This is a genomic window from Variovorax sp. RKNM96, from assembly GCF_017161115.1.
GTDB lineage: Bacteria > Pseudomonadota > Gammaproteobacteria > Burkholderiales > Burkholderiaceae_C > Variovorax.
The window spans coordinates 3,356,994-3,372,707 of the sequence record NZ_CP046508.1; the positions used below are offsets into that span (position 1 = coordinate 3,356,994).

General features: G+C 69.8%; 9 protein-coding genes. All 9 read right to left on the reverse strand.

The genetic code is table 11. The features are described 5' to 3' along the window. Positions 1–9: 9 nt before the first annotated feature. Positions 10–4,362 carry a cellulose synthase subunit BcsC-related outer membrane protein gene (locus tag GNX71_RS15495; RefSeq protein WP_206179119.1) on the reverse strand — a complete coding sequence of 1,451 codons (4,353 nt, stop codon included), beginning with the start codon at positions 4,360–4,362 and terminating at the stop codon, positions 10–12. Beyond that, on the reverse strand, positions 4,338–5,552 hold the full coding sequence (bcsZ, locus tag GNX71_RS15500) for a cellulose synthase complex periplasmic endoglucanase BcsZ (RefSeq protein WP_241027280.1): 1,215 nt from the start codon (positions 5,550–5,552) through the stop codon (positions 4,338–4,340). The genes GNX71_RS15495 and bcsZ overlap by 25 nt, the downstream gene beginning before the upstream one ends. Positions 5,553–5,575: 23 nt before the next feature. After that, positions 5,576–7,816: a cellulose biosynthesis cyclic di-GMP-binding regulatory protein BcsB gene (bcsB, locus tag GNX71_RS15505; protein ID WP_241027281.1), complete on the reverse strand. Its 2,241-nt coding sequence runs from the start codon at positions 7,814–7,816 to the stop codon at positions 5,576–5,578. Positions 7,817–7,884: 68 nt separating this feature from the next. After that, positions 7,885–10,071 (reverse strand): UDP-forming cellulose synthase catalytic subunit, encoded by a 2,187-nt coding sequence (gene bcsA / locus GNX71_RS15510; protein WP_206179120.1) that lies wholly within the window; start codon positions 10,069–10,071, stop codon positions 7,885–7,887. After that, positions 10,068–10,895 carry a cellulose biosynthesis protein BcsQ gene (gene bcsQ, locus GNX71_RS15515; RefSeq protein WP_206179511.1) on the reverse strand — a complete coding sequence of 276 codons (828 nt, stop codon included), beginning with the start codon at positions 10,893–10,895 and terminating at the stop codon, positions 10,068–10,070. The genes bcsA and bcsQ overlap by 4 nt, the downstream gene beginning before the upstream one ends. A gap of 2 nt (positions 10,896–10,897) precedes the next feature. Continuing rightward, positions 10,898–11,290 (reverse strand): BcsR/BcsP family cellulose biosynthesis protein, encoded by a 393-nt coding sequence (bcsR, locus tag GNX71_RS15520; protein ID WP_206179834.1) that lies wholly within the window; start codon positions 11,288–11,290, stop codon positions 10,898–10,900. Further along, positions 11,287–11,700, reverse strand: coding sequence for a cellulose biosynthesis protein BcsD (gene bcsD, locus GNX71_RS15525; protein ID WP_241027282.1), 414 nt, complete (start codon positions 11,698–11,700; stop codon positions 11,287–11,289). Before bcsD ends, bcsR begins: the two co-directional genes overlap by 4 nt. 272 nt (positions 11,701–11,972) lie before the next feature. Continuing rightward, entirely contained in the window at positions 11,973–13,013 is a 1,041-nt protein-coding gene (locus GNX71_RS15530) for a GGDEF domain-containing protein (RefSeq protein WP_206179122.1), read from the reverse strand. A gap of 90 nt (positions 13,014–13,103) precedes the next feature. Further along, positions 13,104–15,707: a [protein-PII] uridylyltransferase gene (locus GNX71_RS15535; protein ID WP_206179123.1), complete on the reverse strand. Its 2,604-nt coding sequence runs from the start codon at positions 15,705–15,707 to the stop codon at positions 13,104–13,106. Positions 15,708–15,714 lie beyond the last annotated feature (7 nt).

Genomic DNA, 15,714 nt, shown 5'->3' on the forward strand with positions numbered 1-15,714 from the left:
CGAGCAGGCTCAGAGCAGCGGCGTGTAGGGCGAGACCAGCGGGCGCAGCGTGGTACCGCTCGGCACGCCCAGGCTGCTGCCGCCGTCGAACACGTAGCGCACGTACAGGCCGCCCGTCAGCTGGCGGTAGTTCTGGGCGTTGTTCAGTCCGATCGAGCCGCCCAGGAACATCTTGGGCGCGAGCTGGTATTCGAGGATCGCGGCGAGGTTGTAGGCCAGGCCGGTCTTCGAGGTCTTCGGGTACATGCCGGTGAAGGGCGCGCTGCTCAGTCCCAGCGACGCCGCGTAGGCGGCCGCGCTCCCAGCGTCCCCGGCGCGCCGGCCGTCGGTCGGGAAGTAGGGCGATTCCTTCTGGGTGAACGACTGCACGCCGAGCGAGGCATTCAGACGCCACGCCAGGCGATCGCTGCGCCCGCTCCAGTCGACCGGGAATGCCACGCTCACGAAGCTCTGCGGGCTGAAGTAGCCGCCCTGCCCGAAGGTGTAGTAGCTCAGGTTCTTGTCGTAGCCCATGAGGCCGAGGTTCATGCCCAGCGTGAGCTTGGAACCCGGGGTGCTGATCAGGTGCAGGTAGGCGCCGCCGCCGGTCTCGAAGCGGCTGTTGCTCGCGACGTTCTTGCCGGTGATGCCGTGCAGCGCCGCATAGCCGTAGATGCCGTAGGTGCCGTCGTCGTAGCCCAGGTCGCCGCGCGCGCCGGTGGCGACCACGCCGCCCCAGCGCTCGTTGGTGCGCTCGTCCTTGGCGCCGGCGAAGGACAGCAGGCTGTCGGTGACGGCGCGGCGCGAGAGGTCGACCTTGGCGTTCCAGGAGTCGCCGAACGAACCCGCGTATGACACGTTGCCGATCACGTTGGTCTCCGGAAAGCCCAGCGGCGTGGTGCCGATGCTCGCGCCGAAGTTCTTGCCTTCGTAGCCCACGCTCAGGCCCACGCCGGCCGCGTTCTGCTGGCCGGCGGTGGTGCCCTTCTGCAGGCCGGTGATCGCGGCGCCGGGGCCGCCGCCGAAGCGGCTGCCCGTGGGGTAGTCGGACGACGGCGTGCCGGCATCGAGCACCGTGGGCGTCACGCCCACGACGATCTTGCCTTCGCCGACGGGGAAGCGGGCCTCGATCGGGATCTGGAAATCCGACAGCTGGCTGAGGCCGGCTTCACCCGCGCGGTTGCGGTAGACGGTGCCGGCGGTCAGGTTGATCGAGCGTTTCGCTTCCAGCTCGCGCAGTTCGGCCGCCACCGTGTCGACGGGCGCTGCAGTGCGCAGCGGCGCGTTCCAGCCGGCGCTGGCCGAGCCCGGCGTCGGCAGCGGTGCCTGCCCGTACGGATAGCTTTGCGGGTAGCCCGGTGGCGGATAGCCACCGGCCTGCGGCGCCTGCGCGTACACCGGCGCGACCGGCTGCATGCCGGCCACGGGGTACTGCTGGACCGGTGTCGCGATGTACGCCGAAGCCTGCGGCGTGTTGCGCGCGGCGGCGGCCGTGCGGTTGGATGCCGCTGTCGTCGTCCGCCGGCCCTTGGTGTTGGCGGCGGCCGGCGCGGTGCCGGAAGCCCACGGCAGCGCGCCCGGCGGATAGGCGTTCGGCGCCGCGCCCGCGACGGGGTACGCAGCGTTCGCGGGGTAGGTCGGGTAGGGCGCCTGGGCCACGGGGTAGCTCGGCGGATAGACCGGGCTCGGTGCGCCGGGCGCATACGCCACCGGCTGCATGCGCGGCTGCGCGAAAGGGTTGCCGCCCGCCGCGGGATAGGTGCCGGGCACGGCCGCACCTGCGGCGCCACCCGTCATGCCCGCGAACGGATTGGCCGCGGGCCCGCCCACCGGTGCCGCACCCGGCACGAAGCCGGTGGCGACGCGGCTGTCGGCCTCCACCGCAGCGCGCAGGTACTGCTCGGCCTTGCGGCTGTCGCCCGCGTTGCGATAGACGCGGCCCGCGGCGGCCAGCACGCGCGATTCGTCGGGCGCCTGCTTCAGCGCGGCCATCACGTAGTTCTCGGCCTCGCTGTGTTCGCGCAGCGCGCTGGCGCTGGCGGCCGCGGCCAGCAGCGTGTCGAGATCGGTCGGGCTGCGCTGCAGCACGCGCTGGTAGAGCGCCAGCGCCTGGGTTTCGTCGCGTGCGGCCGAGTAGAGCCGCGCGAGCGCCGCCATCGCCTTCGGGTCTTCGGGCCGCTCGGCGAGCACCGGTGCCATGGCGTTGTAGGCGGCCTCGAGGTTGCCGGCCTCGCGCAGCGCGTCGGTCTGGCGCAGCGCGAAGGCGATGCGCACGCTGTCGAAATCGCTGCGCTGGGCGGGGGTCATGTTGGCCGCCTGCATCTGGCGCAGCACCGCGGCCAGCTCGATGTCCTGCCTGGTCTTGAGCAGCACCGACGCATACAGCAGCCGGTCGCCGATGCCCGGGTTCGGGCTGCGCGCGAGCAGCTGGCGGCTCATGGCCAGCGCACGGGGCGCATCGCCGATCTCCGCATAGGCGCCGGCGAGCTGACCCCACAGTTCGGCGGGCATGTCGCTGCTGAGCGCCGCCTCGGCCTGGCCGAGCACCTGGCGCGCCGCATCCACCTGCCCCTGGCGTGCGAGCGCCTGTGCGCGCTGTGCCTGCGATTGCGCCCAGAGCCTGCGCTGCAGCGCCGCCATGTCGCGCGTCCTGGACGCCGCGGGAATGCGCTCCAGGTACTGGATGCCGCTGGCCGCGTCGCCGGTCTCGGAGGCGAGCAGGGCGCTGGCGTAGAGCGCGTCGGGCATGTCGGGCTGCGACATCAGCAGGCCCTCCATCACGCCGCGCGCCTCGGCCATCAGGCCCTGGCGCCGGTAGATGTTGGCCAGGTCCAGGCGCACCCACGGGCTGTCGGGCGCGGCGAGCATCGCATCCTCGAGCGTGCGCTGCGCGCCGGCGGCGTCGCCGGCATCGGCCTGCTGGCGTGCGCGGGCGCGCGCCTGTTCGACCTGGATGTCGCGCAGGCCGCCGAGCTGGCTGGCCTGTTCGGGCGTGAGCTGGCGCGCGAGCGCGAGCGCCTCGTCGGCACGGCCCTGGCGCCCGTACACGGCGATGAGGCCGCGCAGCGCCTGCGTGTCCGAAGGCTTGCTCTCGAGCACGCGCTTGTAGCCTTGCTCGGCCTGCGGCAGCTCGCCGGCGGCCGCGCGCAGATCCGCCAGCGCGACCTGGCCAACGCTCTCGCGCGCATCGATGCGCACCGCGCGTTCGAGCAGCGTCTGGGCGCCGCGCACGTCGTTCTTCTCGCGCGCCGTGCGCGCCTGGCCGACGAGGCTCCAGTAGGTGGCGCTGTTGAGCGCCGAATTCCATTTGCTGCCGCCCGAGCTGCGCGCGGCGCGCTCCAAGAGCTCCTGCGCTTCGCCGAAGCGCTCCTGGCGCAGCCGCACCAGGCCGAGTCCGCCGAGGGCTTCGGCGTCGTCAGCCTTGGCGCGCAGCGCCTGCTGGAAGCGTTGTTCGGCAGTGGCCGGGTCGCCGCGGTCCAGTGCCCGGAAGCCTTCGCCCAGCGGCACGCCGGGCGAGGATGCGGCCGCTGTCTTGCCGGTGGTCAGGGTTTCGAGACGCGCCGACACCGCGGCGTCGTTCGGGTTGCTGGCCAGGAAGTCCTGGTAGAGCGGAATGTCGGGTGCGCGCGCATCGAGCCAGATCAGCGCCTGGCGCCAACTGGCGCGCGCGGCCGCGCCCACAGTGGGCTGCCTGGCCAGCTCCACCAGGCTGCGGATGCCTTCGCGCCGCGTGGGCTCGCTGTAGGTGCGCAGCTGCGCGAGCGCGAGCCGGTAGCTGGCGTTGTCGGGATGGTCCTTGACCAGTTGCTCCAGGCCCTTGCGGCCTTCGTCGGCGCCCTGCGGCGTGCTGCTGAGCACCTGGTAGTACTCCAGCGCCAGCGCTTCGGGCGGCGGGCGGTTGTCGAACTGGCTGCGGTAGAACTCGACCGCCTCGGCCGCACGCCCCGCGCGCGCCGCCGCCCGTGCGCGCTGCAGCGTGCCGCCCTGGCCGGGCTGCTGCGCCTGCTGCGTGAGGCGGGCCAGGCGGCTGTCGTTCGGGTGTGCGGCGCGCAGCCGCGAGATCCAGCTGCGCGCGGGCTCGGCGTTGCCGCGCGACAGCTCGACCTGCGCCATGCCGTACATCGCGTCGGCCGACTGGGGATCGACGCGCAGCAGCTTGCGCCAGCTTTCTTCCGCGAGGTCCGCGCGGCCCTGGGTCTGCCAGTAGTTGCCCTGTTCGACGAGCGCGGCGCCGGCATCGGCCTGCGCCCGTGCGGGGGTGCTTGTGCAGACGGCCGCCAGCAGGCCCAGGCAGGCCATCCATTGCGCGGCGGGAATGCGCCCGGGGCCACGGCGCAGCCAGGGCGGAGGCAGCGGCTTCATGCCGCTTGGGAAGGTCGACATAGCAGTCTCCAGGAGGTTTGCAACTGGCCGTTGCGATCGAATTCGTAGCGGCCGTCGAGCCAGGCCTGGCCGAAGATCAACAGCACCTGTTCGTAGTACGGCAGCGGCGCGGCGGGGGCCGCTGCGGAAGATGTGTCGGTACGCCCGCCGGGCACCCGCGCCGATTCGGCGGCCAGGGCTTCGGGCAGGTCCTGCGCCTTGAGGTACGGCAGCAGCGCACCGGTGAACCCGAGCGGCGCCTTGCCGCGCTCCGTGCCGGTGGCGGTATCCACCGATTCGGGCATCTGATGGCGATCCGCCAGCAGCAGGCGCGGGCCGTTCAGGCGCTGCAGCAGGGCCTTGGACTCGGGGTCCCTGGCCGACAGCATGCCGGCCCAGAGATAGACGCGGATGGCGTCGTAGCTGCCCACGACGCCTTTCTGCGGATCGGCAACGAAGGCGTTGGCGGCCGACGACCAGGCACACCAGTCGGGCGCGAAGCCCTTCGGCGCGGTGGCGTGCAACAGGCGCACGGTGGTGTCCGCCACCTCGCGCCACGGCCCGCGCGGATCGGTTTGCTGGAAGTAGCGCAGCAACTGCAGCGGCATGTAGCTCGGGTTGAGCCGCCAGAGCGGACCGCTCGCCACCGATGCGGGCCAGGGCAGCAGCATGCGGCCCAGGCCCGGCAACGCCACCACCTCGTCGCGCGCCACGAGCGCCAGCAGGCTGCGGCCGAGCCTGGCGTAGCGCGGCTCGTTCCAGAGCCGGCCGGCTTCCATGAGCGCGTAGGCGATCCACAGGTCGGCGTCGGAGGCAGCATTCGCATCGAGCACGCCCCATCCGCCGTCGAGCTTCTTGCCCCATTGCCAGGCCGGCAGGTTGGTGGCCAGGTTGCCCTGTGCGAGGTTGGCTTCGGTCCAGGCGAGCACGCGCGCGAAGGTCGCCTTGTCGTTGTGGACCAGCGCGAAGAAGAGGCTGTACGACTGGCCTTCGGAGGTCGATTGCTGCTGCGGCGTGTTGAAGTCGATCACGCGGCCGTCGCGCTGGATGTGGCGCGACGCGAACGCGGCCCAGTCGGACGCCGGATGGCATGGCGCTGGTGCGGCTGCCGCAGGTGCCGCGGAAGCCGCGCGGGAGGCGGCCCAGCCCAGCGCGGCTGCCGCGAGCAGCGGCCGCCTGCCGATGCGCGGGGGGTGTGGTGACGGTGGCACGGCAGGCAACCTGATGAACCCGCTCAACGCAGACGCCGCCGCGCGCGCAACTGCAGGCTGGCGAAAGCGACCGCGGCGCCGAGCAGGGCGAGCGCCACGACCAGCCCGGCCAGCAGCAGCGGGCTGCGCGACAGGTTCCACTGCAGCCATGCCAGCGGCGGCAGGCTGCCCACGTAGTAGGTGTCTTCGCCGAGCACGCTGTACACCTGCTTGTCGCGCACGATCGCCATGCTGCCCTGGATGCGCTTGAGCAGGTCGGGCGTCATCAGCGCGTTCAGCAGCGCTTCTCTGGAGGCCGAGTTGGTGACGGCGGCGACCACGCTGCGGCCGCTGCGCAGCGGCGATTCGAAGCCCGCGAGCACCGCGTCGCGGCCGTCGTCGCTCATCGCGATCTGCATCGCGCCCGGCAAGTCTTCGCGCTTGCGCGCACCGATGACGAAGTCGATGGCGCTGTCCAGCCAGCTGTTGAGCTTGATCTGCGGCGAGGTGCCGTTGCGCTGCAGCGGCATCCTGGCGGCCCATTGCCCGAAGAGCGGCTGGTTCTGCAGGTTGCCGATCACCAGCAGGTCCTTGTCGGCCCATTGCGACACGTCCGCGGAACGGCCGACCTTCACGCGCAGCGCGGGATAGCCGGTGGCGTGGCCGATCTGGCCGAGCAGGCCCAGGTAGGTTTCGGTGTCCGTGGCCTCGGGCTGGTCCGGCAGGATGACCGCGGTCTCGGAGAGATCGGCCATGCGCGAGAACGGGAAGCCGCCGTTGGCATAGGCCGCGAGCTCGGGCATCGCGATGTAGTGCGGGAAGCCCGACACGTCGATCGTCGAGGTCGGGTCGATCGAGCCGCGCACGTTGTCGAGCAGGGGCAGGCAGCGCCCGCCCGAGGGCTCGAAGTAGTAGTGCATGCGCAGCTGGCTGCGCGGGCCCAGGGCCAGCGGCGGCAGCATGACCTGCTTGCTCTCGGCCATGGTGCCGTCGGGCATCAGCTTGACGGCCAGCGGGTTCCACCAGCGGTCGCCGGCCGGGTTGGCCGAGCGCAGCGGCAGCGCGCCGATGAAGTTGTCGTCGACGTTCAGGTTGAGCGTCGACTGGTCGGGCCGCACGCGTGGCGTGTAGCGGTACTGCAGGTCGAGTGGGATGCCGCGGCTGCGCCAGGTGAAGAGGTCGGGCGGCAGCTGCAGGTTGACGCGCACCACGTCGGGCGTGTACCCCGAGACCGACAGGTTGGCGGCGGTCGCCAGTTCGCCCAGCTGCAGCGGCCGGTCGCTGGGCACCCAGCGCGGCGCGTCGTAGGGCTTGCGCGCCGGCGGCTCCTGGAAGGCGGTGACCGTGCTGCGGTCGCCCGAGAACGCGCGGCTGTTCAGCGCCAGCGCCGCGGCGGCGGTGCGCAGCTCGGCCGGATCGCGCCCCATCACCAGCAGCAGCTTGGAAGCCGGGTCCTGCGGATGGTCGACGATCGCGAGCGACGGCCCCTGGATGGCGGGCAGCGTGAGGTTGGCGATCGAGGTGTCCGGCAGCACGAAGACCACCGCGTGGCCGGCGGGCAGGTCCCCGCGGGTCACCGGGAAGGTGGCGCCGCGGTAGTCGGCGAGCGCGCCGAACCACGACGAGACGATGCCGGCCGCCTCGAGCAGCGGCGGCGACTCCGCGCCCCCGAACACGAAGGGGATGCGCGCGCGCCGCACGTCGCGGCGGTCGAAGAAGGGCAGCGGCAGCGTGGCCAGGTCGTTGGTGAGCTTGAGCGGCGACACGTTCAGCCTGAGCGTGCTCGACGCGTCGATGCGCGCCCAGAGGCTGGTGTGGGCCGGGTCCTCGCAGTCGCGCGTGTAGTGGCCGACCAGCTCCACGTTGATGCGGTTGAACTCGGTGATCAGGCGCCGGTCGATCGGGATGTCCTGCGTCTGCGGCTTGCCGGCTTCCGTGCGGCTCACCGGCAGCGTGGCGACGAGCACGTCGTTCACCGTGACCTTCAGGTGCGAGAGCTCGGGAATCAGCGAGGGCGAGTAGGCGTAGTTGAGCCTGAGCGACGCGGCGGTGACCAGCTCATCGGCGCGCACGTTGAACGGAATGCCGATGGTGCCGCTGATGCCGCGCAGCTGCACCGCATAGTCGATGCCCAGCTGCGTGAGGTTGAGTTCGCGCAGCACGCCGCCGGGCGCTGCCGTGCCGGCCGTCGCTGCGGCAGGCGCCGCGGCCGGCATGGCGGGCCGGGCCTGGGGCTGGGCCCAGGCGCTGGAAGTTGCGGCGGCGGCCAGGGCGAGTGCCAGCACGGAGGCTCTGCGGGAGGCACCCGGGCGCGAGAGGGTCACAACGCGGCGAGGCGCATGCGGAGAGGTCGTCACACGGGTTCCTTGGCTTCGACAACGGGCTTCGACGAAGCCGGGCGGGGGCGCAGCCGGCTGGCGGCGGCGCGCAGATAGTGGGAGAACATGTCGCGAAAGCCGGTGCCGCTGATGCGCACGATGTGGCCGAGGACGCGGTGGATGCCCACGCGCGGATGGTTGCCCCAGCGCGCGGCCCAGATGTCGGCGCGCGCCGTCGTGCATTGCACCAGCGCACGCTCCTGCGAAAGGCTCATCGGCGCGAAGCGCAGGCCGACGCGCTTGCCGCTGCTGAAACGCACGGTTGCCGCAAAGCGCGACTCGGTCTCGCCGCGGTAGAGCGCCACCACCACGGTGGCGTCCTGCGCGAGCTTCATCTCGGCCGGCAGGTCGATGCCCAGGCCGCCGGTGGAAAAGTCGAAGGTGTTGCAGCGCATCGAGCTGCCGTCGGCGAAGTAAAGCGTGGCCGGCACTTGCAGCGCCACGCGATGGGCGCTGCGCAGCTGGCGGGATTCGTTGGCCGCCGCCACGCAGGCGCCCAGGATCATCAGGTTGTAGACGGTCCAGGCCAGGTTGAGCCAGACGGTGGCGATGTTCTGCGAATCGACCCAGGTCAGCCGCCACAGGCCCACGGCCACGCCGATGAAATTCAGTGCCAGCAGCACCAGGCTGGCCTTGGCGATGGAGCTGTCGAAATACTCCTTCTCGATCAGTCCGCCCTTGGCCGTCACGTTGAAGCTGCCCAGCTTCGGGTTGATCAGCGCCACCAGCGTGGGCCGGAAGATGTACCAGGCGAGCACCGCCTCGTAGACCTCGTTCCACAGCAGGTAGCGAAAGCGTCCCTGGATGCGGCTGTTGGTCAGGTTGGCATGCAGGATGTGCGGCAGCGCGAACGCGAAGATCATCGACGCCGACGCGTGGATCACGCTCGCGCCGAAGAACAGGTAGGCCAGCGGCGCCGTGAGGTAGATGAGGCGCGGGAGGCCATACAGGAAGTGCAGCATCGCATTCAGGTAGCACAGGCGCTGCGCCCAGTGCAGGCCGCGCCCGAAGAGCGGGTTGTCAATGCGGAAGATCTGCGCCATGCCGCGCGCCCAGCGGATGCGCTGCCCCACGTGGCCCGAGAGGCTTTCGGTGGCCAGGCCCGCCGCCTGCGGCAGCGCCAGGTAGGCCGTGTTGTAGCCCCGGCGATGCATCTTCAGCGCGGTGTGGGCGTCCTCGGTCACGGTCTCCACCGCGATGCCGCCGACTTCCTCGACCATGGTGCGGCGAAGCACCGCGCACGAACCGCAGAAGAAGGTGGCGTTCCAGAGGTCATTGCCGTCCTGGATGAGGCCGTAGAACAGCTCGCCCTCGTTGGGCACCGTGCCGAAGGTGTCCAGGTTGCGCTCGAACGGATCGGCCGAGAAGAAATAGTGGGGCAGCTGCACCATGGCGAGCTTCGGATCGCGGCCGAACCAGCCCATGGCGATCTGCATGAACGAGCGGGTGGGAATGTGGTCGCAGTCGAAGATCGCGACGTATTCGGCGCTGGTGTTCTTCAGCGCGGCATTGATGTTGCCGGCCTTGGCATGGCGGTTGTTGTCGCGCGTGACGTGGGTCACGCCGACCTCTTCGCAGAACAGGCGGAATTCCTCGCGCCGGCCGTCGTCGAGCACGAAGATCTTGATCTTGTCGCGCGGCCAGTCGATCGACTGGGCGGCCAGCACCGTGGGCCGCACCACCGAGAGCGGCTCGTTGTAGGTCGGAATGAAGAGGTCGATGGTCGGCCAGAGCGCCGTGTCCTCGGGCAGCGGCACGGGCTTGCGCTCCAGCGGCCACGCGGTCTGTACGTAGCCCAGCAGCAGCACGACGAAGGCGTAGAGCTCGGCCACGAGCAGGCCCACGCCCAGCACCAGGTCGACCGGGTTGTCCATGTACATGGTCTCGGTCACGCGCCAGTAGGTATAGCGCGAGGACACGACCACCGACAGGACGATCATCACCAGGCCGGCGAAGCGGCCGCGAAAGCGGTTGGTCACCAGCGCCGCGACGAAGATGCCGACCGACAGCACCAGCTGCTGCTCGAAGGTCATTGGCGCGATGATCAGCGCCGGCAGCGCGGCCAGCGCGACGATCCAGCCCACCAGTCGCACCGGCCACAGGCGCAGCAGGCCGGGCGCTTCGCGGGGGATGTATTCGGCGTTGCCGGTGTTGCTTTTCATCGGGAGGCTTCCTGGCGCAGCGGCGATGCGGGCGCGGACGGGGCGGCGGCCCGCGCGGAGACATGTGCGGAGATGCGCGCGAGCAATCGGTCGGTGCACACGGCGATGTCCTGCGCCGCCTGGCTCAGCGGGGCGTAGCCGCGAACCGGCAGGGCCGAGGCGAGCGCCTGCGACACCGAGCTGTCCAGGTGCAGCACGCCCAGGAGGTCCGACTGCAGGCGCGCACGCAGCAGCGCGAAGACGTCGTGATTCAGGCGCTGGCCGGGGTCGACCTGGTTGACCACGTAGGCGCTGCCCAGGTAGCCGGTGCGGGGACGGCAGTACTTGTCGATCATGCGTTCGATGATCGGCAGCGTGGCGAACGAGCCGGCGTCGGCCAGCACGGCGATCACGCAGAGGTCGGCCGCACGCAGCGCCTGCTGCAGGTAGACCGTGGGGCCGGGCGGGGTGTCGACGATCACCACCATGTCCTGCGGCAGCCCGAAGCGCGCGAGCGTGCGGGCCAGCCAGTCGGGCTGGCGCGAGAGCTCGTGCTCGAAGCCGATCTGCCGTTCGTCGTCCACGGTGCCGAAAGGCAGAAGCACCACGCCGCCGTGCGCGGGCTGCATGGCCTGCCGCCAGGGCAACTGGCCGGCGGCGGCGGCCACCAGCCCTTCCTGGGCACCGTGCGGATCGGTCGCCAGGTGAAAGCGCAGCGCATTCTGCGGATCGAGATCGACGGTCAGCACCTGGCGCCCGCGCTCCGCGAGGGCAGTGCTCAGGTTCGCGGCCAAAGTCGTCTTGCCGACGCCACCCTTGGAAGAAATGACGGGAATGACAACCATCGTCACGTCGGCCGGCGCCAGCGTGACATGGGTCCCGACGGGGCCGCGCGGTCTTGAGACTCGGCCAGCCGGGCAAAAAGGGCCTGGAGTTCGTTCGGCCTTGCCGCGGCAGGAGCGAACGCCGCCGGTGCCGGGGTGGCCGGCGCAATCTCAGGCGGCCGGGCACTGAAAACGGGTTGGGGTGCGGCGACGGGCGGCGCAGCGGGAGGCGGTGCGACGAAAGGCGCCGGCGCAGCTGCCGGTGCGCGCTCGACCGGTGCGCCCGACAGCAGGGGCCAGGCGGTCGCTTCCTGCGCCTCCTCGGGCGGACTGAATTCCTTGTAGGCGTGAGAGTCGCCGCCGAACTTGCGGAACAGGCCGGCGACGTCTTCCGCGGAGCGGTCGTCCCGGCTCATGGCGATGTCCTGCCAAGCCGCAGCTCGATGACCGGGCCCGTCGGCGCATTGCCCTCGAGCGCCCGCACGCGCAGGGACGGGGGCATGCGCTGTGCGTCGAACCAGGCCTGGTAGACGCCTTCGAAGAAGCCGGTGCTCCAGGAGGTCGCCTCGGGGCCGAAGGCCATCGCCATCGGGCTGCAGGCGTGGGTGATGACGACGCAGTCGGCCTCTTCGCGCAGGTTGCTGAAGCCCCAGTCGATGCCGTCCCAGCGCGCATTGAACTGCGTCTGCAGGTCGTCCAGCGTGTCGCAAGGGGTCACCGGCAGGGCGTCGGCCACGCGGCGGCCGATGCGAAAAAAGAGCTGGTGCAAGTCTTCCGGCGGAAGGCCGGCACTCAATTCGGCCGCCATGCCACGGTTGAAAGCCAACCACTGTCTGCTGCACGTGCGTTCTTCGTAATGCTGGATGGTCTCGGCGATTTCCATGTGGGAGCATTGTGTTGGAGCAGTTCACTGTTGGCAACGTATGTGAACTAACGTTGCCTGAACGTCGAAGCCTGTCGTTGCGTACGAGGGACTGGCGGGGCCGGATTCAGTTTTTCCGCATCGGCGCCGCTTTTTTTCAGCGAGCGGCGACTGAACCTTCGCGCACCACGCCCCCGGTCCGCCGCCTTGGCGGCATGGCGGGCGGCCCGTGCGCGTCAGGCGGACGTGTTGCGTTCCCGGGCAACCATGCGGCGAGTCCGCTTCATCTCGTACATGGCGGCGTCCGCTTGCCGCAGGGCGTCGCGCGCAGACGTCACCTGGGGATCGGCCGCCACCGCGCCGACACTCGCGCCGGGGTAGTCGATGACCAGCCGCGAGAGCTGGAATTCGCCCGCGGAGCCGGCCATCACGCGCCGCGCCAGCGCCTGCGCCGCCGCGTCGGGCGAATCGCCGGAGGCATCCGCGGCGGGGCCGGGACCGATCACGACGAATTCATCGCCGCCGAACCGGGCGAGCATGTCGCTCGTGCGCAGCGTGGCCTTGAGCCGGGTGGCGATGGCCAGCAGGAATTCGTCGCCGGTCTCGTGGCCGTGTTCGTCGTTGATCTGCTTGAAGTCGTCCAGGTCGATGAACCCGATCAGCACGCTGGTGCCGTCGCGCCGGCCCTGGGCGAGCATGCGGCCGAGCGCGTCGTCGAGCGAGCGCCGGTTCGGCAGGCCGGTGAGCATGTCGGTCGCGGCACGGTTGGCCAGCTCGGTGTTGGCCTGCGTCAGGCGCAGGAACAGCAACTCCCGCTCCAGGTGCTGGCCGATCAGCTTGGCGAAAAGCCCGAGCACGCTCTCCGCATGGGGCGGCATCGGCGATTGCGTCGCGCTGGCCGCGCACAGCGTGCCGTAGAGCCCGCCGCTGTCGGTGCGAACGGGCACGCTGACATAGGTCTGGATGCCGAGCGCGCGGGCGGCCTCCGAATCGCCCCAGCACTCGGCGACGTTGCCGGTGTAGGAGCGGCCTTCGTCGAGCGCGCGCTTGCAGAGCGTGTCGTCCCAGGGCACCGACAGCCCCTCGGGAATCTGCATCTCGCCGACATTGCGCGCAAAAAGAATGTGTTGCTGGCCCTTGGTGAGATCGATCATCGTCAGGTAGGTCGATTCCAGCCCGCTGACCGTCTCCAGCATTTCGAGCATCGGGCGCGTCAGGTCTTCGAGGGTCCTGGCCGATGAAACCGAGTCGGAGAGCTGAACGAGAAGGGGGTCCATGGCGCCATTCTGAAGGTCACTATGTGAAAAATGAACCTTTTTGTATTAAAAACCCGGAGGAATTTACATTTGCGAGCAACTTGACGTCCTTCAGGCGAGCGCTTCCATCAGGTCGTTTTCGATGGCCAGCTGCGTTTTCTGCCCTTGGAGCTCGGGGCCGCTGATCAAAAAGGTGTCTTCCACGCGCTCGCCGAGGGTCGTGACCTTGGCGAGCTGCAGATTGAGGTGATGGCGCGCGAGCACCCGCGCCACCGAATACAGGAGGCCCGCGCGGTCGCTGGCCGAAATATTGAGCAGCCAGCGCTGCGCCTTGTCGTCGGGCAACAGGCTGATGCGCGGCTTGATCGGAAAACTCCGCACCCGGCGCGACACCCGGCCCATGCTCGGTGGGGGCAGGGCGCCGGCTTCGGTGAGCGTCTGGGCGAGGCCCGACTCCACCATGCTGATCAGGTCGCGGTAGTGATCGGGCAGGAAGGTCGTCACGACCTGGAAGGTGTCGAGCGCGTAGCCGTTGCTCGTGGTGTGCACCTTGGCATCCAGGATGCTGAACGACGACTGGTCGAAATAGCCGCAGATGCGCGCGAAAAGATCGGGCTGGTCGGGCGTGTAGACCACCACCTGCAGACCTTCGCCCACCGGCGACAGGTGCGCGCGCACGATGGGCGGCGCCTTGGGGTCGACCGGCACGTTCGGCGGCGGCACGAAGCGCGAGAGCTGCTTGGCGTGCCATGCAATCTCCGTGGCGTCGTGGCGCATGAAATAGCCGACGTCCAGCGTGTCCCACAGCGCCTTGTGCGCCTCGAAGCGCTGGGCGTGCAGGGCCAGTTGCACCAGCGCCTCGCGCTTGCGCGATTCGACCTCGGCGTCCGGGTCGGGCATGCGCCCGCCGAGGGCGCGCAGCGTGTAGCGGTACAGGTCTTCGAGCAGCTTGCCCTTCCACGCATTCCACACGCGCGGCGAGGTGCCGCGGATGTCGGCGATGGTCAGAAGGTACAGCGCGGTGAGATAGCGCTCGTTGCCCACGCGCTTGGCGAAGGCGCCGATCACCTCGGGGTCGCTCAGGTCCTGCTTTTGCGCCACCTGGCTCATCACCAGGTGTTCGGCCACGAGGAACTCGATGAGCTTGGAGTCTTCGCGCGCGATGCCGTGCTGCTTGCAGAAGCGCTGCACGTCGCGTGCGCCCAGCGTGGAGTGGTCGCCGCCGCGGCCCTTGGCGATGTCGTGGAAGAGGGCGGCCACGTAAAGAATCCAGGGCTTGTCCCAGCCGGCCGCGAGCTGCGAGCAGAACGGGTACTCGTGCGCATGCTCGGCAATGAAGAAGCGCCGCACGTTGCGCAGCACCATCAGGATGTGCTGGTCCACCGTGTACACATGGAACAGGTCGTGCTGCATCTGCCCCACGATGCTGCGGAACACGCGCAGGTACCGTCCCAGCACCGAGGTCTGGTTCATCAGCCGGAAGGCATGCGTGATGCCGTATGGCTGCAGCAGGATCCGCATGAAGGTCTCGTGGTTGACCGGGTCGTTGCGGAACTTGCTGTCCATCACGTGGCGCGCGTTGTAGAGCGCGCGCAGCGTGCGCGCCGACAGGCCCTTCACGCCGATGGTCTTCTGGTAGAGCAGGAAGGTCTCGAGCACCGCATGCGGCTCGCGCTCGTAGAGGTCGTCGCTCGCGATCTCGATGAGGCCGGCGCGCTCGTAGAAGCGCTCGTTGATCGGCGTGTGCTGCTCGTCCACGGGCTGCAGCCGTTCCGAGATGTTGAGCAGCAGGATCTGGTTGAGCTGCGACACGGCCTTGGCGGCCCAGTAGTAGCGCCGCATCAGCGCCTCGCTGGACTTGCGCTGCGATTCGCTTTCATAGCCGAAGCTCGCGGCCACGGCGGTCTGCAGGTCGAACACCAGCCGGTCTTCACGCCGGTTGGCAATCACGTGCAGGCGGGCGCGAATGAGCGAGAGCAGCGCCTCGTTGCGCTTGATCTGCTGCGCCTCGAAGGAGGTGGCCAGGCCGTTCTTGGCCAGGTCGTCCCAGCGGCTGCCGTAGCCTGCGGCCTTGGTCATCCAGAGGATGGTCTGCAGGTCGCGCAGGCCGCCCGGCGATTCCTTGCAGTTGGGCTCGAGCGCGTAGGGCGTGTTGTCGAACTTCTGGTGGCGATGCCGCATCTCCTGCGACTTGGCCACGAAGAAGGCCTGCGGATCGATGGCGCGCACGAAGCGGCGGCGAAAGGCAACGAAGAGCTTCTTGTTGCCCGCGATCAGGCGGGCTTCGAGCAGCGAGGTCTGGACGGTGACGTCCTTCTCGGCCTCGGCCAGGCACTCCTCGACGGTGCGCACGCTGGAGCCGATTTCCAGGCCCGCGTCCCAGCAGTGGCCGATGAAGGCCTCGATGCGGGCCGGATCGATCTCGCTCTCGTGGCCTTCAGGCGGTAGGAGGAGGAGCACGTCGACGTCGGAATACGGAAACAGCTCGCCACGGCCGAAGCCGCCGACGGCGGCCAGCGTGAGCGAATCGCCGAAATCGGCTTCCTGCCAGAGGGTGCAGAGCGTCTGGTCAGCCAGCGCCGAGAGCTGGCGCAGCACCGTGTGCACGCTGCGGGTGGGGGCGCGCGCAAAGCGCAGGGTGTCGAAGAGGGCGAGCTTCTTCGCGCGATAGGCTTCGCGCAGCGTCGCCACGTCGATCTTGGCTGCTTCGATCACGGCCGGG